Here is a 23207-nt window from a genome sequence, read left to right as displayed (position 1 = left end):
TCAGAGCACCGCGTAGTTCAGCAGCGGCTTCACGGTGCCCCACTCCTTGCAGCTCGGGCACTGCCAGTGGTGGGTACGCGCGCCGAAGCCGCAGCGCGTGCAGCGGTAGGCCGGGTTGCGCACCAGCAACTGATCGGTGATGTGCTTCAGATCGTGCAGGGTGGCGGTGGAATCGGCGCCCTCGGCCAGGGTCAGATCGATCAGCGCCGATTCGCCACGCACCGACGGGCGGTCCTTCAACTGGCGGCCCAGATAGGCACGCGCCGGTGCCACGCCTTCCTGCTCTTCCATCAGGCGGGTTAGCGCCAGCACCGGGGCGATGCCACGGTAGTGTTCGGTCATTTCCGACAGGAACGCGCGGGCACCGCCGAGGTCACCCACCTTGCGGTAGTTTTCCATCAGCGCCGGCAGCAGCTCGGGCAGGTATTCGGGGTCGTTGCGGGCGGCGCGCTCAAACGCACGCACCGCCGCTTCGGCATTGCCGGCATCCGTTTCCAGACGGCCTTCAATGATGCCGGCGCGCACCGACATGGCATCGGCCTGGTAGGCACGGGCAATGGCTGCCCTCGCCTCGTCCAGCTTGCCGGCGCCACGGAAGCGCTCGGCCAGCTCGCATTCGAACTGACCGATCAGCTTGCCCATCGGCTCGCCGGTCACGTCTTCGAAGCGGGTGGCGTTGTCGATCGCCTTTTCCCAATCGCGCTCGGCCTGATAGATGCCGATCAGGTGCTTGAGTGCCTGCGGCGCACGCTGGTCCAGCTGCGCCAGTTCGGTGAACACGGTTTCGGCACGGTCCAGCAGGCCGGACTTCATGTAGTCCTCGCCCAGTGCCAGCAGCGCCTGCACGCGCTGCGCGTCGCTCAGGTCGTTGCGGTTCACCAGGCCCTGGTGCAGGCGGATGGCACGGTCCACTTCGCCGCGGCGGCGGAACAGATGGCCCAGCGCGACCTGGGTCTCGAAGGTTTCCTTGTCCAGTTCGGCGATATGCAGGAACAGTTCGATGGCCTTGTCCGGCTGCTCGTTCAGCAGGTAGTTCAGGCCACGGAAATAGGTGCTGGACAGGCGGCTGACCTGGTTGTCACCGTGGCGTTGACCGCCACGCCGGCCGATGACCCAGCCTGCAACGGCAGCCAGCGGCACGAACAGGAAAAACCAGAACCACTCGGTGACGAAATCCATCTTCGATCAGCGTCCATCAAAAGATTGGGGGGAAGTAACCGGGGCCGACGTGGCAGCCACCGACTTGTTGGCGCGGCGCAGCTGGCTGTAGAGCGGAATGACCACGCTTACCAGCACCAGCCCGGCACCGACGACCACGCCGACCAGCAGTGCGGCGATCAACGCCACGCCAACCGACGTATGCAACTGGGTGAACAACAGGTTGATCGACATGTCGGTCATGTTGACCGCGCCGATGATCAGGCCAAGGATCAGGACTGCCAGCAGCACCAGCAGACGGAAAACCTTCATGCGACAGCTCCAATGGCAGGAGCCTGTAGCTTATCCGACTGGCGGGAAAAATCGCACGTCGTCGCGCGACAGGACCTTCAGGCCGGATCGGCGTCCAGCGGCAGCACGCTGCTGACCCGCTCGCGCAGTTCCTTGCCCGGCTTGAAATGGGGAACGTGCTTGCCCGGCAGGGCCACCGATTCGCCGGTCTTCGGGTTGCGACCCAGGCGCGGCGGCCGGTAGTGCAGCGAGAAGCTGCCAAAGCCACGTATTTCGATGCGATCCCCGGCAGAGAGGGAACCGCCCATCATTTCCAGCAACGACTTCACCGCCAGATCGACATCATCGGCCTTCAGGTGCGCCTGGCGGCGCGCAAGGATTTCGATCAGTTCGGATTTGGTCATCGCCGGCTCACATCAGGGGTCACTCAGCCTGAAACGGCCCGGGCAATGCCCGGGCCGTCCAGGAAACAACGATCAGCTACAGGCCGATATTACTCGGACTTGTTGCCGTTCAGCTGTGCACGCAGCAGCGCGCCCAGCTGGGTGGTGCCGCTGGAAGCCGAAGAGGACTGGTATTCCTCCAGCACTTCGCGCATTTCAGCGTCGTCCTTGGCCTTGATCGACAGCTGCAGGGTGCGGCCCTTGCGGTCCATGCCCACGAACTTGGCTTCGACCTTGTCGCCGACCTTCAGGTGCTGGGTGGCGTCGTCAACGCGCTCGTTGGCGATGTCGCGCGCCGAGACGTAACCTTCGATGCCGTCAGCCAGCTCGATGATCGCGCCCTTGGCGTCGACTTCCTTCACCACGCCTTCGACCTTGGAGCCCTTCGGATTGGCAGCCATGTACTGGCCGAACGGATCCTGCTCCAGCTGCTTCACGCCCAGGGAGATGCGCTCGCGTTCCGGATCGACGGCCAGGACAACGGCGTCCAGGGTGTCGCCCTTCTTGAAGTTGCGAACGACGTCTTCGCCGGTGGTGTTCCAGCTGATGTCGGACAGGTGGACCAGGCCGTCGATGCCGCCGTCCAGGCCGATGAAGATGCCGAAGTCGGTGATTGACTTGATCTGGCCCGACACCTTGTCACCCTTCTTGTGGGTGGCAGCGAAGGTTTCCCACGGATTGGCGGCAACCTGCTTCATGCCCAGCGAGATACGGCGACGCTCTTCATCGACGTCCAGCACCATCACTTCGACTTCGTCACCAACCTGCACAACCTTGGACGGGTTGACGTTCTTGTTGGTCCAATCCATCTCGGAGACGTGCACCAGGCCTTCGACGCCCGGCTCGATCTCAACGAACGCGCCGTAATCGGTGACGTTGGAGACCTTGCCGAAGACGCGGCTGTTGGCCGGGTAACGACGGGCGATGTTATCCCACGGATCTTCGCCCAGCTGCTTCAGGCCCAGCGAAACGCGGTTGCGCTCGCGGTCGAACTTCAGCACGCGCACGTCCAGCTCGTCGCCGACGTTCACGACTTCGGACGGATGGCGCACGCGCTTCCATGCCATGTCGGTGATGTGCAGCAGGCCGTCGATACCGCCCAGGTCCACGAACGCGCCGTAATCGGTCAGGTTCTTGACGACACCCTTCAGGATCGCGCCTTCCTGCAGCTTGTCCATCAGCTGCTCGCGCTCTTCCGAGTGCTCGCTTTCGACGACAGCGCGGCGCGAGACCACGACGTTGTTACGCTTGCGGTCCAGCTTGATGAGCTTGAATTCCAGCTCCTTGCCTTCCAGGTAGGCCGGATCGCGCACCGGGCGCACATCGACCAGGGAACCCGGCAGGAAGGCGCGGACATCCTTGATGTCCACGGTGAAACCACCCTTGACCTTGCCGCTGATGCGGCCGGTGATGGTTTCGTTCTTTTCCAACGCTTCTTCCAGCTCGTCCCACACCATCGCGCGCTTGGCCTTCTCGCGCGACAGGACGGTTTCGCCGAAGCCGTTCTCGATCGAGTCGAGGGCGACCTTGACGATGTCGCCTTCGGCGACGTCGATTTCGCCAGCGTCGTTACGGAACTGTTCGATCGGCACGATGCCTTCGGACTTCAGGCCAGCGTTGATCACCACGACGTCGCCGCGGACTTCAACAACGGTACCGCTGACGATGGCGCCCGGCTTCAGCTTGGCCAGGTTGGCCTGGCTGGCTTCAAACAGTTCGGCAAATGATTCGGTCATTAGATTTACTCTGTTGGACACATGGGTCGGTGGCGTCCCCTTCAGGGGAATGGCGACCGCCCGCCTGTTGGTCGACCCCGGAAACGCAGGTCGTGTGTAGTAGGAAAACCGCCACGCATCATTGCGCGACGGAGCTTGTACAGCACTGCATTGCGCGACCACCACCGGTGTTGCTGGCAGCGCTCCTGCGCGAACGGATCAGGCAGCCGGAACCGGAAGCAGATCCATCACTCTGGCAACGACATCTGCGATGCCGATGCCTGTGGTGTCGATGAGGACGGCATCGTCTGCCGGCTTCAGGGGCGCCACGGTACGCTGAGCATCACGGGCGTCGCGGGCCATGATCTCGCGCAGGAGGTCATCAAAGCTAACAGAAACCCCCTTGTCTTTCAACTGCTTATGCCGGCGCTCGGCGCGCTCTTCGGCACTGGCGGTCAGGAACACCTTGTAGGGGGCGTCGGCGAAGATGACCGTGCCCATGTCGCGGCCGTCGGCGACCAGGCCCGGCAGCTCCCTGAATGCGCGCTGGCGCTCTTTCAGCGCCGAACGCACCTCGGGAATGGCGGCAATGGCCGAGGCCAGCGCGCCGGTGGTCTCCAGGCGCAGCTCGTCGGTGGCATCGGTGCCGTTCACCAGCACGCGCATGGCATCGCCCTGTTCAACAAACTGAACGCGGGTGTCGAAGGTGCAGCGCACCAGCGCCGAGGCGTCGGAGGTGTCGATATCGGCCCAGCTGGCCGCCACGCCCACCGCCCGGTACAGCGCGCCCGAATCCAGGTAATGCCAGCCCATGCGGCGCGCCACGATGCGGCTGATGGTACCCTTGCCAGCCCCGGACGGGCCGTCGATGGTCAGGACGGGAGCGAGTGGATTCATGGGGGTCCTTGCGCGTGTGAAGGGGCCATTCTAGCCCCTGCCAGACGCCCTGCGCGGCGACTTTCGTGCAACCACTTGAAACCACGGAGAAAAGCCCGGTAGAATGGCGGGCTTGAACGAGCGTCAACTGCCGATTGTCTTTCGCATATCGCGGCCACGCTCCACCCGAACAACTACTGTTTACGCCGAGGTATGCCATGAAAGTCCTGTCCTCCCTGAAGTCGGCGAAGGCCCGTCACCGTGACTGCAAGGTCGTGCGTCGTCGTGGCAAGATCTTCGTCATCTGCAAGTCGAACCCGCGTTTCAAGGCGCGTCAGCGCTAAGCCTTCCGGCCTTCGGGCCCAGGCTGCCCCACGCGGGGCGACCCGATGCAAAAAACCGCCTTCGGGCGGTTTTTTGTTTATGCGGCTTTTTTCCGCCGTTTTTGCTGTAATCGCCTTTCTTGACCACTGGGGAGTAGTTCGAGATGAAGCGTTACCTGTCCACCCTGGCCGTACTGGCCACCCTGGCCGCCGCCACGCCGGCGCTGGCCGACACCCTGCTGATCGACCGCGCCCGTGAAAAGCCGGCCACCGCCCTGCCCGTCCGCGGCCAGAGCATGCAGCAGGTGCAGTCGCAGTTCGGTGCGCCGAGCGAACAGCTGCAGCCGCGCGGCGGCCAGAAGCGCCAGTGGCCGACCATCCACCGCTGGGTCTACCCGCAGTTCACCGTCTACTTTGAGAAGCAGAAGGTGATCGATGTGGTGGCCAACCAAGCCGACCCGAACGAAATCGGCCCGAAACCGCCGATCCGTTGATCCCCCACCCCGCCCGTGGCGGGCCCGTGTAGCGAGACCATGAACCAGAACCTTCGTTTTCCTGCCGAATGGGAAGCCCAGAGCGGCGTCCTGATTGCCTGGCCCACCGCCGACACCGACTGGGCCGACCGCCTGGGCCAGGTGGAAGAGACCTACATCGCCCTGGTTGCGGCCATCACCCGCTTCCAGCCGGTGCTGATCTGCGTGGCCGATGACGATGTGGAGACCTATGCCGAAATGCGGCTGCGCTCCAACCGCATCGACATGGACAAGGTGCGCTTCACCACGGCGGCCTACGACGATACCTGGCTGCGCGATTCGGGCCCGATCACCCTGCGCCGCGCCGACGGCGGCTTCCAGCTGCTGGACTTCCGCTTCACCGGCTGGGGCGGCAAGTTCGACGCCACCCTGGACGACCAGCTGGTGGGCGTGCTGGACCAGGCCGGTGTGTTCAACGACGCACCGGTGCGCAGCATTCCGTTCGCGCTGGAAGGCGGCGGCATTGAAACCGATGGTGAAGGCACCCTGCTGACCACCTGGAAGTGCCTGCACGAACGCCACCCGGACCGCGACCGCGAAAGCCTGAGCGCCGACCTGGCCGACTGGCTGCAGCAGGACCGCGTGCTGTGGCTGGACCATGGTTACCTGGAAGGCGACGACACCGACGCCCACATCGATACCCTGGCCCGCTTCGCCTCGGCTGACAGCATCGTCTACCAGGCCTGCGACGACCAGAGCGATTCGCACTACGCCGAACTGCAGGCGATGGGAAACGAGCTGGCCGCGCTGCGCACCAAGGACGGCAAGCCGTACCGCCTGTTCCCGCTGCCGTGGGCGCAGCCGGTGATCGACGAAGGCCGCCGCCTGGCCGCGTCGTACGCCAACTACCTGATCGTCAATGGTGCGGTGCTGATGCCGGCCTACGGCGATCCGGCCGACGACCTGGCCCGCGACGTGCTGGCCCTGGCCCACCCGGGCCGCGAGATCGTGCAGGTGCCCTGCCGCTCGCTGATCTGGCAGAACGGCAGCCTGCACTGCATCACCATGCAGTTGCCGCAGGGCCTGCTGAAGGCCTGATGCACCATCGCCGGGCCCGCGCCCGGCCGTCCCTTGGATGCAACATCGCCGGGCCATGCCCGGCGAGCGCAGCGGCGTCCTGAAAATCCGCCGGGCATGGCCCGGCGCTACCGTGTGCGAACGCCATTCAGCGCGCGACACGCCGTCACCGTCCATCCGCGCTAACATGCAGGTTTTCCCCCGCAGGAACGCCCCGTATGAACTCGCGCAGCCCCCTTACCGTCGCCCTGATCCAGGAGCGCAACCACGGCGATGCCGCCGCCAATCTGGCGGTGATTGAAGCGCGTGTGGCCGAGGCGGCTGCGCAGGGCGCGAAACTGGTGCTGCTGCAGGAACTGCACAACGGCCCGTACTTCTGCCAGCACGAATCGGTGGACGAGTTCGACCTGGCCGAGCCGATTCCCGGCCCCAGCACCGAACGCCTGGGCGCGCTGGCCAAGAAGCATGGCGTGGTGCTGGTCGGCTCGCTGTTCGAGCGCCGCGCCGCCGGCCTTTACCACAACACCGCGGTGGTGTTCGAAAAGGACGGCACCCTGCTGGGCAAGTACCGCAAGATGCACATCCCCGATGACCCGGGCTTCTACGAGAAGTTCTACTTCACCCCGGGCGACATCGGCTTCAAGCCGATCGATACCTCGGTGGGCCGCCTGGGCGTGCTGGTGTGCTGGGACCAGTGGTACCCGGAAGCGGCGCGCCTGATGGCGCTGGCCGGCGCCGAACTGCTGCTCTACCCCACCGCCATCGGCTGGGACCCGGACGATGTGCAGGATGAAAAGACCCGCCAACGCGACGCCTGGGTGCTGAGCCACCGCGGCCATGCCGTGGCCAACGGCCTGCCCGTGCTCAGCTGCAACCGCGTGGGCCACGAAGCCTCGCCGCTGGGCGCGTCGGGCATCCAGTTCTGGGGCAACAGCCACGTGCTGGGCCCGCAGGGTGAATTCCTGGCCGAAGCCGGCACCGACGCCACCGTGCTGGTGTGCGACGTGGACCTGCAGCGCAGCGAGCACGTGCGTCGCATCTGGCCGTTCCTGCGCGACCGTCGCATCGATGCGTACGGTGATCTGCTGAAGCGCTACATCGACTGATCCGGAGACCCGGCATGGCCGTCCTCATCCGTGATGCCGGCCCGGCCGACATCGCTGCGATCACCGCGATCTACGCGGTGGAAGTGACCGATTTCGTCAACACCTACGAGTACGACATTCCGGATGCGGCCGAGATGCTGCGCCGCATGCGCGACATCATCGACCGCGGCTTCCCCTACCTGGTGGCCGAGATCGACGGCCAGGTGGCCGGCTATGCCTACGCCAACACCTACCGCACCCGCGTGGCCTACCAGTGGACCGTGGAAAATTCGGTCTATGTCGATGCCGCCTTCCAGGGCAACGGCGTGGGTACGCGCCTGCTGCAGGCACTGATCGATGCCTGCACCGCGCGCGGCTACCGGCAGATGGTGGCGGTGATCGGCGAACCCACCAACACTGCCTCCATCAAGCTGCACGAACGCTTCGGCTTCCACCTGGTGGGCGTGTTCCAGGGCCTGGGCCGCAAGCACGGCCGCTGGCTGGACACCGTGCAGATGCAGCGCGCGCTCGGCGACGGCGCCGACACCGCCCCTTCCAATGAATGACCCCATGACTGAAACCCTTCCCGAAACCGGCGACGATCTGTTCGCCGGCCAGCCGGTGCGCGTTGTCGAGCGCGACGGCGTGCGCTACACCCTGCTGGGCACCGCCCACGTTTCCCACGCCAGCGTGGAGACCGTGGAAAAGGCCATCGACAGCGGCCGCTTCGATGCGGTGGCGGTGGAACTGGACCCGCAGCGCCTGCAGGCACTGAGCGATCCGGACACGCTGGCCAAGCTGGACCTGGTGGAAGTGATCCGCAAGGGCCGCGTGGCCCTGTTCGCCGCCAACCTGGCCTTGTCGGCCTACCAGCGCCGCCTGGCCGAGCAGCTGGGCATCGAGCCCGGCGCCGAGCTGAAGCGTGCGGTGGACCTGGCGCGCGAGCGCAACCTGCCGGTACACCTGATCGACCGCGAAGTGGGCCTGACCTTCCGCCGCGCCTCGCAGCGCCTGGGCTTCTTCGGCAAGCTGAAGCTGGTGGCCGGGCTCGGCGCCGGTCTGTTCTCGTCCGAAGAAGTGGGCGAGAACGAGATCGAGAAGCTGAAGCAGGGCGACATGCTGGAATCGAGCTTTGGCGAGTTCGCCAGCGAAAGCCCGGCGCTGTACGAAACCATCATCGGCGAGCGCGACCGCTACATGGCCACCCGCCTGCGCGAGGAACACAGCCCGCTGCAGCGCGAGGTGCTGGCCGTGGTCGGCGCCGGCCACCTGGCCGGCCTGGCGCGCTACCTGGAAACCGACAACGACGCCCCGGCAGCGCTGCGTGCCGAGCTGGAAGCAGTGCCGAAGAAGCGCAACATTCCCTGGTTCACCCTGGCGATCCTGGCCATCGTGGTGACCGGCATTGGCGTGGGCTTCTACCGCGGCGGGCTGGGCGTGGGCACCGAACTGCTGGCGACCTGGGCGATGTACACCGGCGGCCTGGCCGGCCTGGGCTGCCTGCTGGCCGGCAGCCACCCGTTGAGCATCCTGACCGCGATCGTGGTGGCACCGTTCAAGCCGTTCCGCCTGAGCATTCCCACCGGCGCGTTCTCGGCGCTGGTGGAAGCGCGCCTGCGCAAGCCGGCGTACGAGGATTTCCTGAAGCTGCGCGACGACGCGCAGAGCCTGAAGGGCTGGTACCGCAACCGGGTCACCCGGGTGGTGCTGACCTTCATGCTGACCAACCTGGGCAGCATGCTGGGCCTGTGGCTGACCGCCGGCCGGGTGTGGGGCAAAGTCGCGGGTTGATTCCAGCGCCCCGCCGGGCCATGCCCGGTTCTACTGGTAGGTGCCAACCTTGGTTGGCACATCATTCCAGAGCGAAAAAGGCCACGCATCGCGTGGCCTTTTTTGTGCCGCGCTTCCGGTGTTGATAGCCGCCGCCGGGCATGGCCCGGCGCTACTGCCTTGCGGTGATGGGTAGCGCTGGGCCATGCCCTGCGAAAAAAGGGGGAGACCGCCCCACTACGACCGGTCTCCCCCCACCACTACACACGGTGTTGCCGCCATTGGCGGTAGTCGAGCCAGCTCGACGCTACGCAGCGGTGGCCGCGGTTTTGTCGAGGCCGCGGGCGCGGCGGATCAGGCGTACGGCGGCGTTTCGCAGGTCGTCCAGCAGGGCGTAGATCGTGGGCAGGAACAGCAGGCTGACCACGGTGGAGAACGCCAGGCCGCCGGCAATCGCGCGCGCCATCGGGGCGTATTCCGGGCCATCGCCGAACATCTGCGTGTTGGTCAGCGAGATCGGCACCATCGCCAGGATCGCCGTGCCCATGGTCATCATGATCGGGCGCAGGCGCTCGCGTGAGCCCTCCACCAACGCCTGGGTGCGGCCCATGCCGCCACGCCGCAGGTTGTTGATGTGCTCGATCATCACGATGCCGTTGTTCACTACCACGCCCATCAGCACCAGGATGCCGATGAAGGACATGATGCCGAACGAGGTGCCAGTGATCCAGAACAGCCAGAACACGCCGAAGATCGAGAACAGCACGCCGCTCATGATCGCCGCCGGGAACAGCAGTGATTCGAACACCGCAGCCATCACCACGTAGATCATCACCAGCGCGATGAGCAGGTTGAACACCATCTGCTGCATGGCTTCATCGTCGTTGCCGTAGTCGCCACCGTCGAAGCTGTAGCCATAGCCGGCCGGGAAGTTCATCGGCTTGAGCACGGCCTCGATCGCCTTGCGGCCATCGGGTGCGGTGATCTTCTCGGCCAGGTTGGCCTTGATGGTGAGCGTGGTCTGGCGGTTGGTGCGGCCGATCTGGGTGGCCGACGAACCCACGTCCACGCTGACCAGGCTCAGCAGCGGCACGCTGCGGCCATCGCCGGTGCGCACGCTGAAGCCGGCCAGGTCTTCCGGGCTGCTCTGTTCAGCACCGGCAAAGCGCACCCACACCGGCACTTCGTTGTCGCCACGGCGGAACTCGCGCATGGGGGCGCCACGCAGGGCCAGGCCGACGAAGCTGGCCACCTGTTCGGCGTTGAAGCCGAAGGCCGCGGCACGTTCGCGGTCGACGTGCACCTTCAGCTCGCCGCCCTTTTCGCCGTTGTCGATGCGCACGTCGCGCAGCTCGCTGCGCTGTGCCAACAACGGCAGCACTTCCTGGCCGATCTCCTGCAGCAGGGTGCTGGAATCGCCCACCAGCTGAACCTGCACGCCCTGGTTGCCACCGCCGCCGCCATCGCCGCCCTGGTTGCCGACGAAGTAATCGGTACGCGCGGATTTGGGCAGGCCCTTGCGGATTTCCTCCTGCAGCGCCTTGATGTCCTTGGCGTGCTTCTCGTCCAGGGTGACCACGGTGGAGCTGCCTTCCTGCTCGCTGTACCAGGAATACACCTGCTGCACATGCAGGCGCTCGCGGTTCTCTTCGATCCAGGCTTCCACGCGGCCCACTTCCTCGGACATCTGCCGGTAGGTGTACGCACCCTTCCACATGTAGCCGATGAAGATGTCCTTGCCACCTTCGCCGCCAAACATGTCCACCTTGGTCAGTTTCATCGGCACCAGGCTGACCAGCACCACCAGCACGATGCCCAGCAGGCTCCAGCCACGGTGGCGCAGCGACCAGTCCAGCAGCTGCGCGTAACGGTGCTGCAGGCGCGCGATCACGCCGGTCTGCGAATGCACCAGCTTGGGCGTGGCCATGCGCGCGGACAGCATGGGAATCAGGCTGACGGCCACCAGCCACGAGGCCAGCAGCGAGACCGAGATGGTGATCGCGATCTGCGCCATGAAGATGCTGATGTTGTTGGTTTCGCCAAACAGGTTGGGCACGAACACGATGCAGTGGCACAGGGTGCCGGCGCTGAGCGCGATGGCCACGTTGCGGGTACCGATGATCGAGGCCAACCGTGGCTGCCCGGGCATGCGCTCGCGTTCCTGGTAGATGCTTTCCACCACCACCACGGCGTTGTCCACCAGCATGCCCACCGCCAGCAGCAGGCCCATCATCGTCAGGATGTTCAGGGTGACCCCGGCGAAGTACATGAAGCCCAGGGTGATGGTGAAACAGATCGGAATGGCCAGGGTGACCATCAGCGTGGACGGCCAGTGGCGCAGAAAGAAGAACAGCACGGTGACCGACAGGATCAGGCCGACCGCACCGGCTTCGGCCAGTTCCAGCAGCGAGGACGTGACCGCCTTGCCCTGGTTGTCGATCACCTTGATCTGCACATCGCGCATGGAATCCTGCGCGCGGATCGCCTCCACTTCGGCCAGCGCCGCGCGCGAGACTTCCACCAGGTTCGCACTGCGCTCCTTGTAGATGTCCAGGCCCACCGCCGGGTTGCCGTCCAGCCGGCGGCCGTAGTTCATGCGCGCCGGCTTCAGGCGCACATCGGCGATATCGCCCAGGCGCAGGCCGGTCGCATTGATCACCAGGTCGCGCATTTCCTGCAGGTCGGTGATCTCGCCCACCGGCTGCACGCGCACGCGCTGGCCGTTGTCGTCGATCTGCCCGGCCGAGATCGAGAAGTTCAGCGTGCGCAGGCGCTCGCTCAGTTCGTTGATGCTCAGGCCGTGGGCGTTCAGCCGGTTCGGGTCGATGGCGATCTCGACCTCGTTCGGCGGCGCGCCGGTGATGTCCACGCGGGCCACGCCGGGAATGCGTTCGATGCGCCGCTTGAACTCGCGGTCCAGCATGTCATACGCAGTGGTCAGGTCGGTGGTGCTGGCCAGGCGCACCTTCAGCACCGGCTGGTCGCTGCTGGACCACTTGAACACGTTGTAGCGTTGCAGGTCGTCGGGCAGGTCGCTGCGGATCGCATCGATGCGTTCGCGCGCATCGGACGCGGCAATGGCGATGTCGCGGTCCCAATCGCTGAACTCGATGAAGATCGACGCCGCCTCGGCGGTGGCCGACGAGCGCATCCGCTTGATGCCGGTCATGGTGGCCAGGGATTCCTCCACCGGCCGGATGATGGTGCGCTCCACCTCTTCCGGCGTGGAGCCGGTATAGGGAATCTGCACGAACAGGAACGGCGCGGAGATGTCCGGCAGCGCTTCCAGCGGCAGCCGGAACGAGGCGATCAGGCCGACCACCACCAGCGACACGAAACACATGATGGTGGTGACCGGGCGACGGATGGAAAACTCGGCAACGCTCATGCCGGTTCCTCCGCGCCCGCCGCGCTGCCGGTGGCGCCGTGCAGGCCTTCACCGGCGTGCTTGCGGCCGCGTTCGCGGTAGTAGGCATCGCCGCGGCGGTCCATCAGGTCGTACACCACCGGAATGACCAGCAGGGTGAGCAGGGTGGACACCAGCAGGCCGCCGATTACGGTGATGGCCATCGGCGCGCGCACCTCGGCGCCCTCGCCCATCGCCACCGCCAGCGGCAGGAAGCCGAACAGCGTGCACAGGGTGGTCATGATGATCGGCCGCAGGCGCGAGCGTGCCCCTTCCACCAGCGCTTCGTGCTTGGCCACGCCGGCTTCGCGCAGCTGGTTCACCTTGTCGATCAGGATGATCGCGTTCTTGGTGACCAGGCCGACCAGCAGGATCAGGCCGATGAACACCACCACCGAAATGGGTTTCCCGGTCAGCATCAGCGCCAGGATGGCACCGACCAGCGCCAGCGGAATGGTGAACAGGATGACGAACGGGTGCAGCAGCGATTCGAACTGCGAGGCCATCACCAGGTAGACCAGGAAGATGGCCAGGCCGAAGGCGAAGATGAGCGAGGTGGCGGCCTGCGCCAGCTCTTCGCCCTGCCCGCCGATGTGCAGGCCCACGCCGGCACCCAGCGGCTGTTCGGCCACCATCTGCTGCACTTCGCGCATGGCCGCGCCCAGATCGATGTCGCGCAGGTTGGCCGAGACCACCGCCACGCGGGTCTGGTCGGCGCGGTGGATCTCGCTGGGGCCACTGGTGGCGATGACGTCGGCCACTGCATCCAGAGTGACCGGACGGGTGCTGCCCGGATTGACGATCAGCCGGCGGATGCTGTCCACGCTGGCGCGGTCGCCTTCCTGGGCGCGCACCAGCACGTCGATCTTGCGGTCGCGGAAGCTGTAGCGCGTGGCCACGTCGCCGCGCACCTTCTTCACCACCACATCGGCGATCTGCCGGGTGGTCAGGCCCAGCGCACCGGCGCGTTCCTGGTCGAAGCGGATCTGGATTTCCGGGAAGCCTTCTTCCACGGTGGATTTGACGTCGGCGTAGTGCGCGTTGCCACGCAGCAGCGCAGCCAGGCGCTGGCCGGCCACTTCCAGGGTGGCCATGTCCTGCCCGCGCAGCTCGATTTCCAGCGGCGTAGAGAAGCTGAACAAGGCCGGCCGCGCGAAGTCGACCTGCGCGCCCGGGTGCTGGCCCATGCTGTCACGCAGGCGCTCGGTGATCTCCGCTTCGGTCTTCGCGTTGCCGCCACCGGCCATCACCACGGTCAGCTTGCCGATGTTCTCACCGCTTTCGGTGGGGCTGGCATCCAGCCGGGTGCCGCTGCCGCTGACGCCGTACAGCGAAGCCACGCCCTGGCTCTGGCCATGGGCCAGCTGCAGTTCGCGCACCAGTGCATCGGTCTGCTTCAGCGGCGTGCCGGCGGGCAGCTTCACGGTCATTTCGAAGCGGTCCTGGGCCAGCTGCGGAATCAGGTCCGCACCCAGCATCGGCACCATGGCCATGGTGGCCACGAAAGCCAGCCCGGCCAGGCCCAGCACCTTGCCCGGGTGGGCCAGCGCATTGGGCAGCAGGCGCAGGTAACCGCGCTCGGCGCCGGCATAGGGCTTCATGGCGATATCGCTGGCCTTGCGCATGACCGGGCCGACCACGGCCACGATGCCGCGCCACACGCGCACCACCAGCCAGGCCAGGGCAAAGAAGCTCCAGCGCACGCTGGCCACGAACCCACGACGGCCCAGCGCAACCGGCTTCTGCCAGCGGCTGTCCGGCCGCCACGCGTCGGCGCCGGGTTCTTCCGGGAAGGCCAGCGGCGGGCGGCCCTTCAGCGAGCTGAGCATCGGGATCAGGGTCATCGACACCAGCAGCGAAATGGCAATGGCGATGGCCACGGTCAGCGCCTGGTCGCGGAACAGCTGGCCGGCGATGCCATCGACGAACACCAGCGGCAGGAATACGGCGATGGTGGTCAGGGTGGAGGCCACCACGGCCATGCTCACTTCACGGGTACCGACGATGGCCGCCTGCAGGATGCCCAGGCCACGTTCGCGCGCCTTGGCGATGCTTTCCAGCACCACGATCGAGTCGTCCACCACCAGGCCGGTGGCCAGGGCCAGACCGCCCAGCGACATCACGTTCAAGCTCAGGCCAAGCTGGCCCATGAAGAAGAACGTGGCGATGATCGACACCGGCAGCGACAGGCTGATGACGAAGGTGGACCAGCCATCGCGCAGGAACAGGAAGATGATGAGGATGGCCAGCAGGCCACCGATCACCGCGTCCTTTTTGACATCGGCAATGGCGTGTTCGATGAAGCGCGACTGGTCTTCGATGGTGGTCAGTTCGGCGTCGGACGGGAAGGTGCTCTTGATCTGTTCCAGGCGCGTGCGCAGGGCCTGCGCGGTGGCAACGGTGTTCGCATCGCCTTCCTTGTAGATGGCCAGCTCCACCGATTCCTTGCCGCCCAGGCGGATGATTGCTTCGCGTTCCTTGTAACCCTGGCGCACGGTGGCCACGTCTTTCAGGCGCACGGGCACACCGTTGGCGACCACGCTGGAATTGCCCGAAGAGGCACTCTGCGCGGCCGACGCAGCGGCAACGGCGGCGGCCGAACCGGTGGAGGCGGCGATGGTGAACATCTGCTGCAGGGCCGAATCGGCCGCACTGCCATTGGACGACTGGGTGGTGACCAGCAGGTTGCGGATCTCTTCCAGATCGGCGAACTGGTTGACGGTACGCACCAGGAAGCGCTGCGAGCCCTCCTCCAGGCGGCCACCGGAGATGTTGATGTTCTCTTCCTTCAACCGCTTGATGACGGTGTCGATGGGCAGGTTGAGCTGGGCCAGCTTCTGCTGGTCGATGTCCACCTGGATCTCATCTTCAAGACCGCCGCCCACCTTCACCGCGGCCACGCCGGTCACCGGTTCCAGCTTCTTCTTCAGGTCTTCGTCGGCATAGCGGCGCAGGCCGGTCAGTTCGCGGATCGCGTCTTCATCGCTGGCCGGCGCGGCCTTGGTCGACAGCACCAGGCGCATGATCGGCTCGGTGGACGGATTGAAGCGCAGCAGCACCGGCGCCTTGGCCTCCAGCGGCAGGTTCAGCGCTTCCATCTTGTCGCGCACTTCCAGGCTGGCCTGGTCCATGTTGGTGCCCCAGGCGAACTCGAGCACCACATCGCTCTGCCCGGTGCGCGAGACCGACTTCAGCTTGCGCAGGTTCTTGACCACGCCCACCGCTTCTTCCACCGGCTGGCTGATCAGGCTTTCGATTTCGGTCGGCGCCGCGCCGGTGTATTCGGTGCGCACGGTGAGCGTGGGATAGCTCAGGTCCGGCAGCAGGTTTACTTTCAGGTTGCCCAGCGCGATCAAGCCGAACAGCAGCAGGGTAACCGTGCACATGGCGATGGTGACGCGGCGGCGGGTGGCGAATTCCACCAGGCCGCCGCGCATGCCGGAGGCGGCGCCGTCGCTCGCCGGCGAGGCACCGTGGTCGTGGCCCGGGGCGGTCATTGCTGGCTCCCGGCCTTGTCTGCGGGCTTGGCCGCGGCCACCGTGGCCGGCTTGGCCTTGGCCTTGGCCTTGGCGTTGGGATCGGCGATGACCTGCACCGCAGTGCCATCGCGCAGTGCCACCTTGCCGGCCGTGACCACCTGGTCACCGGCGGCCAGGCCTTCGCGGATCTCCACCCACGGGCCTTCGGCATAGCCCAGCTTCACCGGTACGCGGGCGACCTTGCCGGCGCGCACGCGGAACACTGCCGGTTCGCCATCGTCCAGCAGCGACAGGCGCGGCACCACCAGTGCGTCGGCGCGCTGGTCGTAGTCGATGCGGATGCGGCCGAACATACCCGGCTGCAGGGCGTGCGCGGCGCCATCGAAGGTACTGACCACGCGGAAGGTGCCGCTGCCCGAATCGACCACCGGTGCGATGCGGTCCACCGTGCCGGTGAAGCTCTGCCCCGGCAGCGCATCGGCCGACAGCGTGACCGGCTGGCCGGCACGCAGGGTGGCCAGTTCGCGCTCGGGCACGTTCAGCGTGGCCTCCAGCCGCGAGTTGTCGACGATGCGGAAGATGGGCGTGTTGATCTGTACGAAGTTGCCGGTCTTGATCGAACGCGAAGCGATGACGCCGGAGATCGGCGCCACCACCGTGGTGTAGGACAGTTCCAGCGTGGCCAGGCGGTACTGGGCGCGCATGTTTTCCAGGTCGTAGCGCAGCTGGTCCACGTCGGCGGCGCTGACCATCTGCTGGCCCACCAGCTTCTGGGCGCGCTGGTAGTTGTTTTCCAGCTTGCGCAGCTGCGCTTCGCTCTGCGCCACGGCCAGGCGTGCGCGATCGGGGTCCAGGCGCACCAGCGGCTGGCCGGCGGAAACCCGCTGGCCCTCTTCCACCAGCACCGCCAGCGCCACGCCGGAGGTCTTGGCTACCACCTGCGATTCGGCGCGCGGTTCCAGCGCGGCCGTGCCGGTGTAGCTGGCGGCCACGGCGCGATGGCTGGCCACGGCCACTTCCACCGGTACCGCATCGACCTTCTTCTCGTCCTTGGTTTCGGCCTTGGCCTCGGCGTTGGGCCCGGCGGCGCAACCGCTCAGCAGCAGGGAGGTGGTGAGCAGCAGCGCGGCAGCACAAGTTGCGCTGCGGCGGCCCGGCAGCAAGATGGAGTACGACATCGTCAGGTCCCTGGAAGATGCGTGGACGGGGGTGTGGACAGGTGTGCTACCAAAGTAATGCACCACTTCACGGCCACACCATATCCCAAAGGTCATGGTGCCTTCACGCCGCTGGTCGGACCGCCCCCATTTCAGCTAGATGAAACCTGCGGCTATACTCGGGACCGTTCCGTACCCCACGCCGGAACGACCAGACCCGAATCCCGGAAACGACATCATGCGCCCGCAGCCGCTCGCCGCTTGTCTCGCTCTGGCCGTCCTCCTGCCCCTTGGGGCCGCCGCACAGCCCGCTCCTGCTTCTGCACCTGCCACACCCGCACCGGCCCCGGCACCTGCCGCCACGCCGGCGCCTGCCGCGCCCAGCGGCAACTTCGACAATGGCCGGGTGCTGGCCTACACCTGCCAGGGGTGCCATGGCATCACCGGTTACAAGAACGCCTACCCCAGTTACCGGGTGCCCAAGATCGGTGGCCAGAGCCAGCAGTACCTGACCCAGGCCCTGACCGAGTACCGCCAGGGCAAGCGCCGGCATCCGACGATGCAGGCGCAGTCGATGAGCTTCAGCGAACAGGAGATCGCCGATCTCGCTGTTTACCTGTCCACCGTCAAGTAAGGCCCGCCCATGTCGAAAGCCGCGCATCCCGTGCGTCACGCCATCGCCCTGTCCGTCGCCCTGCTGCTGGCCGCCTGTTCGCAGTCGCAGGTGGAAAACAGCGAGAAATCCGCCGCCGACCCTGGCCATGCCAGTGGCGAGCACGGCTCGTCATCGTCGGCCGGCCTGCCGGCCGGGCGCGAAGCCGCCGGCGAAGCCCGCGCCAAGGTGAAGGGCAAGGCCACCAACCAGAGCTGCATCGATTGCCATGGTGCCGACGGCAACGCGCCGATCGACCCGACCTACCCCAAGCTGGGCGGCCAGTACGGCGATTACCTGGCCCATGCGCTGCAGGCCTACCGCGCCGGTGACCGCGAACATGCGCTGATGACGCCGCAGGCCAAAGACCTCAGCGACCAGGACATTGCGGATCTGGCGGCGTACTTCGGCAGCCGGACCAGCCAGCTGCGGGATCTGCACGGGGTGAAATGACCCCGCCATCCACGCATGGCGTGGATCTACCGGGCATCGGCGCCGGCCGCCGGCTCTGGTAGGTGCGGACCTTGGTCCGCACACATTGCGCCGTCCGCCTTCCGGTAGCGCCGGGCCATGCCCGGCGGATCACCCGATGCGCCGCGCTGCGCGCTCGCGGGGCATGGCCCCGCACTACCGCATGCCGCGCGATCAGCCTTCCAGCTCTTCCCAGCGCGCGTATGCCGCGTCCAGCTCGGCCTGCACCTTGGCCAGCTGCTGGGTGTGGGCGGTCACTTCGGCGCTGCTGCGGGTGTAGAACGAGGGATCGTTCATGGCCGCAGTCAGGCCTTCCACATCGCCTTCCAGCTTTTCGATGGTCTTGGGCAGCTGCTCCAGCTCGCGCGCTTCCTTGTAGCTGAGCTTGCGCTTGGCGGCGGCCGGTTCGGCAGCGGCCGGTGCCGGCGCCACGGCCGGCGCCAGCTTGGCCACCACCGGTGCCACCGGGCTGCTGATGCTGGCCGCGTAGCGCTGCCAGTCGCTGTAACCGCCCACGTATTCGCCGATCACACCATCGCCTTCCATCACCAGCGTGGAGGTCACCACGTTGTCGATGAAATCACGGTCGTGGCTGACCAGCAGCAGCGTACCGGTGTATTCGCCCAGCAGCTCTTCCAGCAGCTCCAGGGTCTCCACGTCCAGGTCGTTGGTCGGTTCGTCCATCACCAGCAGGTTGGACGGCTGCGCGAACAGCTTGGCCAGCAGCAGGCGGTTGCGCTCGCCACCGGACAGGCGGGTGATCGGCGCACGCGCGCGCTCGGGGGTGAACATGAAGTCCTGCAGGTAGGCATGCACGTGCTTGCGCTTGCCGTTGAACTCGAGGAAATCGCGGCCTTCGGCTACGTTCTCGATCGCGCTCCAGTCTTCGCGCAGCACCGCACGGTACTGGTCGAAGTAGGCAATCTGCAGGTTGGTGCCGGCGTTGACTTCGCCCTTGGCCGGCTGCAGTTCACCCAGCAGCAGCTTCAGCAGCGTGGTCTTGCCGCTGCCGTTGGGGCCGATCAGGCCGATGCGGTCGCCACGCAGGATGGTGGTGGTGAAGTCGCGGACCATGGTGCGCTCGCCGAAGGCGAACGAAATGTCCTTGACGTCGATGACCTTCTTGCCGGAGCTGACGCCCTGCGCGGCTTCCATCTTGACGTTGCCGCTGAGGTCGCGGCGCTGCGAGCGCTCGGTGCGCATTGCCTTCAGGCGACGCACGCGGCCTTCGTCGCGGGTGCGGCGGGCCTTGATGCCCTGGCGGATCCAGACTTCTTCCTGCGCCAGCAGCTTGTCGAAGCGGGCGTTTTCCTGCGCCTGCGCGTTCAGGCGTTCCTCGCGGCGTCGCTCGTAGTTGGCCCAGTCGCCCGGCCAGCTGGTGACCTGGCCGCGATCGATTTCGACGATGCGGGTGGCCAGCGCGCGCAGGAAGCGGCGGTCATGGGTGACGAACACCACGCTGCCGCTCCAGCCCTTCAGGAAGGCTTCGAGCCAGTCGATGGCTTCGATGTCCAGGTGGTTGGTCGGTTCGTCCAGCAGCAGCACATCCGGGCTGGACACCAGCGCGCGGGCCAGCAGCACGCGGCGCTTCATGCCGCCGGACAGGCGGCCGAATTCGGCTTCGCCGTCCAGGTCGAGCTTGGTCAGGGTTTCGCTGACGCGCTGGTCCAGGCCCCAGCCGTTGGCGGCATCGATCTTGGCCTGCACGTTGCCCAGCGCTTCGCCGTCGAATTCCTCGGCATGGCTGAGGTGGTGGAATTCGGCCAGCCACTGGCCCAGTTCGCCCAGGCCGTCGGCCACGACGTCGAACACCGAACCGGCGGCGCCATGCGGCACTTCCTGTTCCAGGCGGGTGACGCGCACGCCCTGCTGCACGCGCACTTCGCCGTCATCGGGCTTGTGGTCGCCGGACAGCAGCTTGAGCAGGGTGGATTTGCCGGCGCCGTTGCGGCCGATCAGGGCGATGCGTTCGCCCGGCTCGATCGACAGTTCGGCCTTTTCCAGCAACAACGGGCCGCCGACGCTGAAGTCGACGTTCTGCAGAGTAATCAGAGGCATCCCCATAGTGTAAGGGTTGGGGAGGTCAGCCGGAATCTCAGCGGGTAGCGTCGACGGGTAGCGTCGACTGTCAGTCGCCTGCTCTCTGACGCCCGCGCTGCCCGCGATAGTCGACCAACGGTCGACGCTACCGCCCCGGCTCCGGCAGCTTCCGGCGCTCGGTCGGGGCGGGGCTCAGCGTGCAGCCTTGATCTTTCTGACCTCAGGGGTCAGGGCAAAGCAGTCGTCGAATGGCTCCCCCTCCAGCGCCCAGTACTCGATCAGGGCGTGGTGCTCGTGACGATCCTGACGCAGCGCAGCGAGTACGGCGGCAATGCTGCGATCATCCGGCCTGGCACCCGCGCCAAGCAGGTCATTGCTTACATCCAGGGCCAGGGTCATCAGCGCATGCCTGACGTCAGGGGGATAGCCGCTGCCGTGATATGCCGCCATGTACCGGTCCAGCCAGGCGTCGGTCCGATACGGGTCGGGCAGTTCGTAGGCCCAGTCCTGGCTATGGCTGTCAGCGGGTGGCAGGCCCAGGTCGCGGCTGAGTCTCTCTATCGCTCGCATGATCCGTTCGGGTTGCCAATACGCGGTGGCAGGGTTGCATCCCCCAGCAACGCCTGCAACCCCCGCAGCCAATGCTTGCCGGGGTGGCGTACCAGCCACAGGGTGCGCTGCAGGGCCGGTAGCGGAGTGTCCAGCACCTGCAGGCGGCCCAGCGCCAGCGGCTCTTCCACGGCGTGGCGCGACAGGCAGGCCACGCCCAGTCCGGCAATGGCGGCCTGCTTGATCGCTTCGGTATTGCCCAACTGCAGGGTCTGGGCGAAGCCGTGCAGATGCGGCAGCAGGGCCTGCTCCACCGCTTCGCGGGTGCCGGAACCGGGCTCGCGCAGCAGCCAGCGGGCGGCGCGCAGTTCGTCCAGCGGCCAGCGCGCGGGGGCGTCTGCGGCGGCAACGATCACCAGCGGGTCCTGCTGCCACGGCGTCACCTGCAGGCCGCGCTCGTGGCACGGGCCTTCGATCAGACCAGCGTCCACGTCCAGCCGCTGGACGGCGGCCACCACGCCGGCGCTGTTGTCGATGCGCAGGTCGACTTCGGCCTGCGGGGTCTGCCGCAGCAAGGCCGCAATGCGTGCGGGCAGCAGGTAGTTGCCGATGGTGGTGCTGGCCGCCAGCACCAGGCGCAGCGGTGCGCCCTGCCCCGGCGTGCCGCCTGCCGCCAGGTGGCGTTCCAGGTCGGCGGCGTTCGCCAGCAGGGTGCGGGCCGGTTCCAGCAGGGCGCGGCCATGCCCGTTCAGCACCAGGCGACGGCCGATGCGGTCGAACAGCGGCGTACCGAAGTGCGCTTCCAGCTCCTGCAGGGCCGCACTGCTGGCCGATTGCGAGAGGGCGATCGCCTGTCCTGCGGCCGTGGTGCTGCCGTGGTCGGCAATGGCGACGAAGACCTTTAGCTGGCGCAGGGTCAGGCGCATGCAATTACCTGCTTGATAGGTAGTTTTCACCAATAGTATTCGTTTTACAGGTAGGCCGCTCGGGCGCAGGCTGGGCGCACCTCCTCCGTACCCGCCCGCCATGAACGCCCCTGCCCTGTCTCCCTGGTCCCTGCCCGCCCTGCGCCAGCGCTGGCAGCCGCGCCTGCCCGGCCTGCTGCTGGTGGGGCTGCTGGCGGCGGCGTCGCTGTACCTGGCCGAGCTGCCGTGGCTGCAGGCGCATGGCCTGAGCGCGCTGACCGTGGCCATCGTCGCCGGCATCCTGGTCGGCAATACGCTGTACCCGCAGCTGGCCCCCGCCAGCGCGGCTGGTGTCGGCTTTTCCAAGCACTGGCTGTTGCGCGCGGGCATCGTGCTGTACGGCCTGCGCCTGACCTTCCAGGACATTGGCCAGGTGGGCGTGGCCGGCGTGCTGATGGATGCGCTGGTGGTGGCCAGCACCTTCGGCCTGGCCTGCTGGCTGGGCGTGCGCGTGTTCAGGATGGAGCGCGAAGCGGCGATGCTGATTGGTGCCGGCAGCGCGATCTGCGGCGCGGCGGCGGTGATGGCCGCCGAACCCGTGGTGCGCGGGCGCGCCGCGCAGGTGACCGTGGCGGTATCGACGGTGGTGGTGTTCGGCACGCTGGCCATGTTCCTGTACCCGGCCCTGTTTGCGCTGGCGCAGTCGCATGGCTGGCTGGCCATGGACGCGCGCCAGTACGGGCTGTTCACCGGTGCCACCGTGCACGAGGTGGCGCAGGTGGTGGCCGCCGGGCGCGCGGTGAGCGAGGCCGCGGCCGATACCGCCGTGATCACCAAGATGGTGCGGGTGATGCTGCTGGCGCCGTTCCTGGTGGCGCTGTCGCTGTGGCTGGCGCGCGGCGGCAAGGCGGCTGGTGAAGGCACGGCCCCGCGCATCGTGGTGCCGTGGTTTGCGTTCGGATTCGTGGCGGTGGCGGGCTTCAATTCGCTGCATGTGCTGCCGGCAGGCCTGCAGGCCGGGCTGGTGCAGCTGGATACGGTGCTGCTGGCGATGGCGATGGCCGCGCTGGGCCTGACCACCCATGTGTCCGCGCTGCGACAGGCCGGGCTGAAGCCGCTGCTGCTGGCGCTGGTGCTGTTTGCGTGGCTGCTGCTGGGTGGGTTGGCGATCCACCAGGGTGTGCTGGCGGTGCTGGGCTGAGGGCCGGGACACCGCCATCCACGCGTGGCGTGGATCTACTGAATCAACGCGTGGTACACCGGCGGTAGATCCACGCCATGCGTGGATAGGCCCCAGTAGATCCACGCCATGCGTGGATGCCGACTCCGATGGGGTC

Annotated in this window: 19 protein-coding genes and 1 pseudogene; 9 read left to right on the top strand and 11 right to left on the bottom strand. The window is 66.7% G+C overall.

The window, feature by feature from the left end:
- The 5 genes from lapB to cmk all read right to left on the bottom strand — a co-directional run bounded on the left by lapB (position 1) and on the right by cmk (position 4504).
- Positions 1 to 1179 (bottom strand): lipopolysaccharide assembly protein LapB, encoded by a 1179-nt coding sequence (gene lapB / locus C1931_RS08435; RefSeq protein WP_108752871.1) that lies wholly within the window; start codon positions 1177 to 1179, stop codon positions 1 to 3.
- A 6-nt stretch (positions 1180 to 1185) separates the two neighbouring features.
- Positions 1186 to 1470, bottom strand: a complete 285-nt coding sequence (locus C1931_RS08430) for a lipopolysaccharide assembly protein LapA domain-containing protein (RefSeq protein ID WP_108749389.1) — start codon at positions 1468 to 1470, stop codon at positions 1186 to 1188.
- A 77-nt stretch (positions 1471 to 1547) separates the two neighbouring features.
- Positions 1548 to 1853, bottom strand: a complete 306-nt coding sequence (locus C1931_RS08425) for an integration host factor subunit beta (RefSeq protein WP_005409286.1) — start codon at positions 1851 to 1853, stop codon at positions 1548 to 1550.
- A gap of 89 nt (positions 1854 to 1942) precedes the next feature.
- Positions 1943 to 3628, bottom strand: a complete 1686-nt coding sequence (rpsA, locus tag C1931_RS08420) for a 30S ribosomal protein S1 (protein ID WP_057498113.1) — start codon at positions 3626 to 3628, stop codon at positions 1943 to 1945.
- A 198-nt stretch (positions 3629 to 3826) separates the two neighbouring features.
- The gene (cmk, locus tag C1931_RS08415; RefSeq protein WP_108749388.1) at positions 3827 to 4504 is read right to left on the bottom strand and encodes a (d)CMP kinase; all 678 of its coding nucleotides are present in this window, start codon (positions 4502 to 4504) and stop codon (positions 3827 to 3829) included.
- A gap of 197 nt (positions 4505 to 4701) precedes the next feature.
- On the opposite strand from cmk, the gene ykgO reads away from it, so the two are divergent.
- From ykgO to C1931_RS08385, 6 genes are all read left to right on the top strand, one after another.
- The gene (gene ykgO, locus C1931_RS08410) at positions 4702 to 4827 is read left to right on the top strand and encodes a type B 50S ribosomal protein L36 (protein ID WP_005409283.1); all 126 of its coding nucleotides are present in this window, start codon (positions 4702 to 4704) and stop codon (positions 4825 to 4827) included.
- A 143-nt stretch (positions 4828 to 4970) separates the two neighbouring features.
- Positions 4971 to 5300 carry a hypothetical protein gene (locus C1931_RS08405; protein WP_108749387.1) on the top strand — a complete coding sequence of 110 codons (330 nt, stop codon included), beginning with the start codon at positions 4971 to 4973 and terminating at the stop codon, positions 5298 to 5300.
- Between the two features lie 39 nt (positions 5301 to 5339).
- Positions 5340 to 6377 (top strand): agmatine deiminase family protein, encoded by a 1038-nt coding sequence (locus C1931_RS08400; protein ID WP_108755986.1) that lies wholly within the window; start codon positions 5340 to 5342, stop codon positions 6375 to 6377.
- Positions 6378 to 6574: 197 nt separating this feature from the next.
- Entirely contained in the window at positions 6575 to 7462 is an 888-nt protein-coding gene (locus C1931_RS08395) for a carbon-nitrogen hydrolase (protein WP_046983810.1), read from the top strand.
- Positions 7463 to 7476: 14 nt separating this feature from the next.
- Positions 7477 to 8007 carry a GNAT family N-acetyltransferase gene (locus tag C1931_RS08390; protein WP_108755985.1) on the top strand — a complete coding sequence of 177 codons (531 nt, stop codon included), beginning with the start codon at positions 7477 to 7479 and terminating at the stop codon, positions 8005 to 8007.
- The gene (locus tag C1931_RS08385; protein ID WP_108755984.1) at positions 8000 to 9232 is read left to right on the top strand and encodes a TraB/GumN family protein; all 1233 of its coding nucleotides are present in this window, start codon (positions 8000 to 8002) and stop codon (positions 9230 to 9232) included. The genes C1931_RS08390 and C1931_RS08385 overlap by 8 nt, the downstream gene beginning before the upstream one ends.
- A 286-nt stretch (positions 9233 to 9518) precedes the next feature.
- Here the strand turns inward: C1931_RS08385 and C1931_RS08380 are convergent, their stop codons facing one another.
- The 3 genes and pseudogenes from C1931_RS08380 to C1931_RS08370 form a co-directional block, all read right to left on the bottom strand.
- Positions 9519 to 12599, bottom strand: coding sequence for an efflux RND transporter permease subunit (locus C1931_RS08380; RefSeq protein ID WP_108752865.1), 3081 nt, complete (start codon positions 12597 to 12599; stop codon positions 9519 to 9521).
- Positions 12596 to 16048, bottom strand: a pseudogene (locus C1931_RS08375) (efflux RND transporter permease subunit); the annotation flags it as partial. The gene C1931_RS08380 and the pseudogene C1931_RS08375, both read right to left, overlap by 4 nt.
- A gap of 62 nt (positions 16049 to 16110) precedes the next feature.
- Positions 16111 to 17274 (bottom strand): efflux RND transporter periplasmic adaptor subunit, encoded by a 1164-nt coding sequence (locus C1931_RS08370; RefSeq protein ID WP_199913917.1) that lies wholly within the window; start codon positions 17272 to 17274, stop codon positions 16111 to 16113.
- Positions 17275 to 17491: 217 nt separating this feature from the next.
- On the opposite strand from C1931_RS08370, the gene C1931_RS08365 reads away from it, so the two are divergent.
- Together C1931_RS08365 and C1931_RS08360 are read left to right on the top strand one after the other, a co-directional pair.
- On the top strand, positions 17492 to 17887 hold the full coding sequence (locus tag C1931_RS08365) for a c-type cytochrome (protein WP_108752863.1): 396 nt from the start codon (positions 17492 to 17494) through the stop codon (positions 17885 to 17887).
- Between the two features lie 9 nt (positions 17888 to 17896).
- A complete protein-coding gene (locus C1931_RS08360; RefSeq protein WP_108752862.1) occupies positions 17897 to 18358 on the top strand; it encodes a cytochrome c in 462 nt (153 codons plus the stop codon).
- A 192-nt stretch (positions 18359 to 18550) separates the two neighbouring features.
- Here C1931_RS08360 and C1931_RS08355 read toward each other — a convergent pair whose 3' ends face one another.
- The 3 genes from C1931_RS08355 to C1931_RS08345 all read right to left on the bottom strand — a co-directional run bounded on the left by C1931_RS08355 (position 18551) and on the right by C1931_RS08345 (position 21891).
- A complete protein-coding gene (locus C1931_RS08355; RefSeq protein ID WP_108752861.1) occupies positions 18551 to 20434 on the bottom strand; it encodes an ATP-binding cassette domain-containing protein in 1884 nt (627 codons plus the stop codon).
- 174 nt (positions 20435 to 20608) lie between these two features.
- Entirely contained in the window at positions 20609 to 20986 is a 378-nt protein-coding gene (locus C1931_RS08350) for a hypothetical protein (protein WP_108755983.1), read from the bottom strand.
- Entirely contained in the window at positions 20974 to 21891 is a 918-nt protein-coding gene (locus C1931_RS08345; protein WP_108755982.1) for a LysR family transcriptional regulator, read from the bottom strand. Before C1931_RS08345 ends, C1931_RS08350 begins: the two co-directional genes overlap by 13 nt.
- A gap of 100 nt (positions 21892 to 21991) precedes the next feature.
- On the opposite strand from C1931_RS08345, the gene C1931_RS08340 reads away from it, so the two are divergent.
- Entirely contained in the window at positions 21992 to 23071 is a 1080-nt protein-coding gene (locus C1931_RS08340; RefSeq protein WP_108755981.1) for a YeiH family protein, read from the top strand.
- Positions 23072 to 23207 lie beyond the last annotated feature (136 nt).

Origin of the sequence: Stenotrophomonas sp. YAU14A_MKIMI4_1, assembly GCF_003086855.1 — a bacterium.
GTDB lineage: Bacteria > Pseudomonadota > Gammaproteobacteria > Xanthomonadales > Xanthomonadaceae > Stenotrophomonas.
Note: the sequence above shows the minus strand (reverse complement) of the source record. Positions and strands in the feature narration are given on the sequence as shown.

Excerpts from the sequence above, each read along its gene's own strand:
- C1931_RS08405 (WP_108749387.1), top strand. The coding sequence starts at position 4,971 with ATGAAGCGTTACCTGTCCACCCTGGCCGTACTGGCCACCCTGGCCGCC.
- C1931_RS08360 (WP_108752862.1), top strand. The coding sequence starts at position 17,897 with ATGTCGAAAGCCGCGCATCCCGTGCGTCACGCCATCGCCCTGTCCGTC.
- cmk (WP_108749388.1), bottom strand. The coding sequence starts at position 4,504 with ATGAATCCACTCGCTCCCGTCCTGACCATCGACGGCCCGTCCGGGGCT.
- C1931_RS08370 (WP_199913917.1), bottom strand. The coding sequence starts at position 17,274 with ATGTCGTACTCCATCTTGCTGCCGGGCCGCCGCAGCGCAACTTGTGCT.
- C1931_RS08340 (WP_108755981.1), top strand. The coding sequence starts at position 21,992 with ATGAACGCCCCTGCCCTGTCTCCCTGGTCCCTGCCCGCCCTGCGCCAG.
- C1931_RS08385 (WP_108755984.1), top strand. The coding sequence starts at position 8,000 with ATGAATGACCCCATGACTGAAACCCTTCCCGAAACCGGCGACGATCTG.
- C1931_RS08365 (WP_108752863.1), top strand. The coding sequence starts at position 17,492 with ATGCGCCCGCAGCCGCTCGCCGCTTGTCTCGCTCTGGCCGTCCTCCTG.
- ykgO (WP_005409283.1), top strand. The coding sequence starts at position 4,702 with ATGAAAGTCCTGTCCTCCCTGAAGTCGGCGAAGGCCCGTCACCGTGAC.
- C1931_RS08380 (WP_108752865.1), bottom strand. The coding sequence starts at position 12,599 with ATGAGCGTTGCCGAGTTTTCCATCCGTCGCCCGGTCACCACCATCATG.
- C1931_RS08430 (WP_108749389.1), bottom strand. The coding sequence starts at position 1,470 with ATGAAGGTTTTCCGTCTGCTGGTGCTGCTGGCAGTCCTGATCCTTGGC.
- lapB (WP_108752871.1), bottom strand. The coding sequence starts at position 1,179 with ATGGATTTCGTCACCGAGTGGTTCTGGTTTTTCCTGTTCGTGCCGCTG.
- C1931_RS08390 (WP_108755985.1), top strand. The coding sequence starts at position 7,477 with ATGGCCGTCCTCATCCGTGATGCCGGCCCGGCCGACATCGCTGCGATC.
- rpsA (WP_057498113.1), bottom strand. The coding sequence starts at position 3,628 with ATGACCGAATCATTTGCCGAACTGTTTGAAGCCAGCCAGGCCAACCTG.
- C1931_RS08425 (WP_005409286.1), bottom strand. The coding sequence starts at position 1,853 with ATGACCAAATCCGAACTGATCGAAATCCTTGCGCGCCGCCAGGCGCAC.
- C1931_RS08350 (WP_108755983.1), bottom strand. The coding sequence starts at position 20,986 with ATGCGAGCGATAGAGAGACTCAGCCGCGACCTGGGCCTGCCACCCGCT.
- C1931_RS08345 (WP_108755982.1), bottom strand. The coding sequence starts at position 21,891 with ATGCGCCTGACCCTGCGCCAGCTAAAGGTCTTCGTCGCCATTGCCGAC.
- C1931_RS08400 (WP_108755986.1), top strand. The coding sequence starts at position 5,340 with ATGAACCAGAACCTTCGTTTTCCTGCCGAATGGGAAGCCCAGAGCGGC.
- C1931_RS08395 (WP_046983810.1), top strand. The coding sequence starts at position 6,575 with ATGAACTCGCGCAGCCCCCTTACCGTCGCCCTGATCCAGGAGCGCAAC.
- C1931_RS08355 (WP_108752861.1), bottom strand. The coding sequence starts at position 20,434 with ATGCCTCTGATTACTCTGCAGAACGTCGACTTCAGCGTCGGCGGCCCG.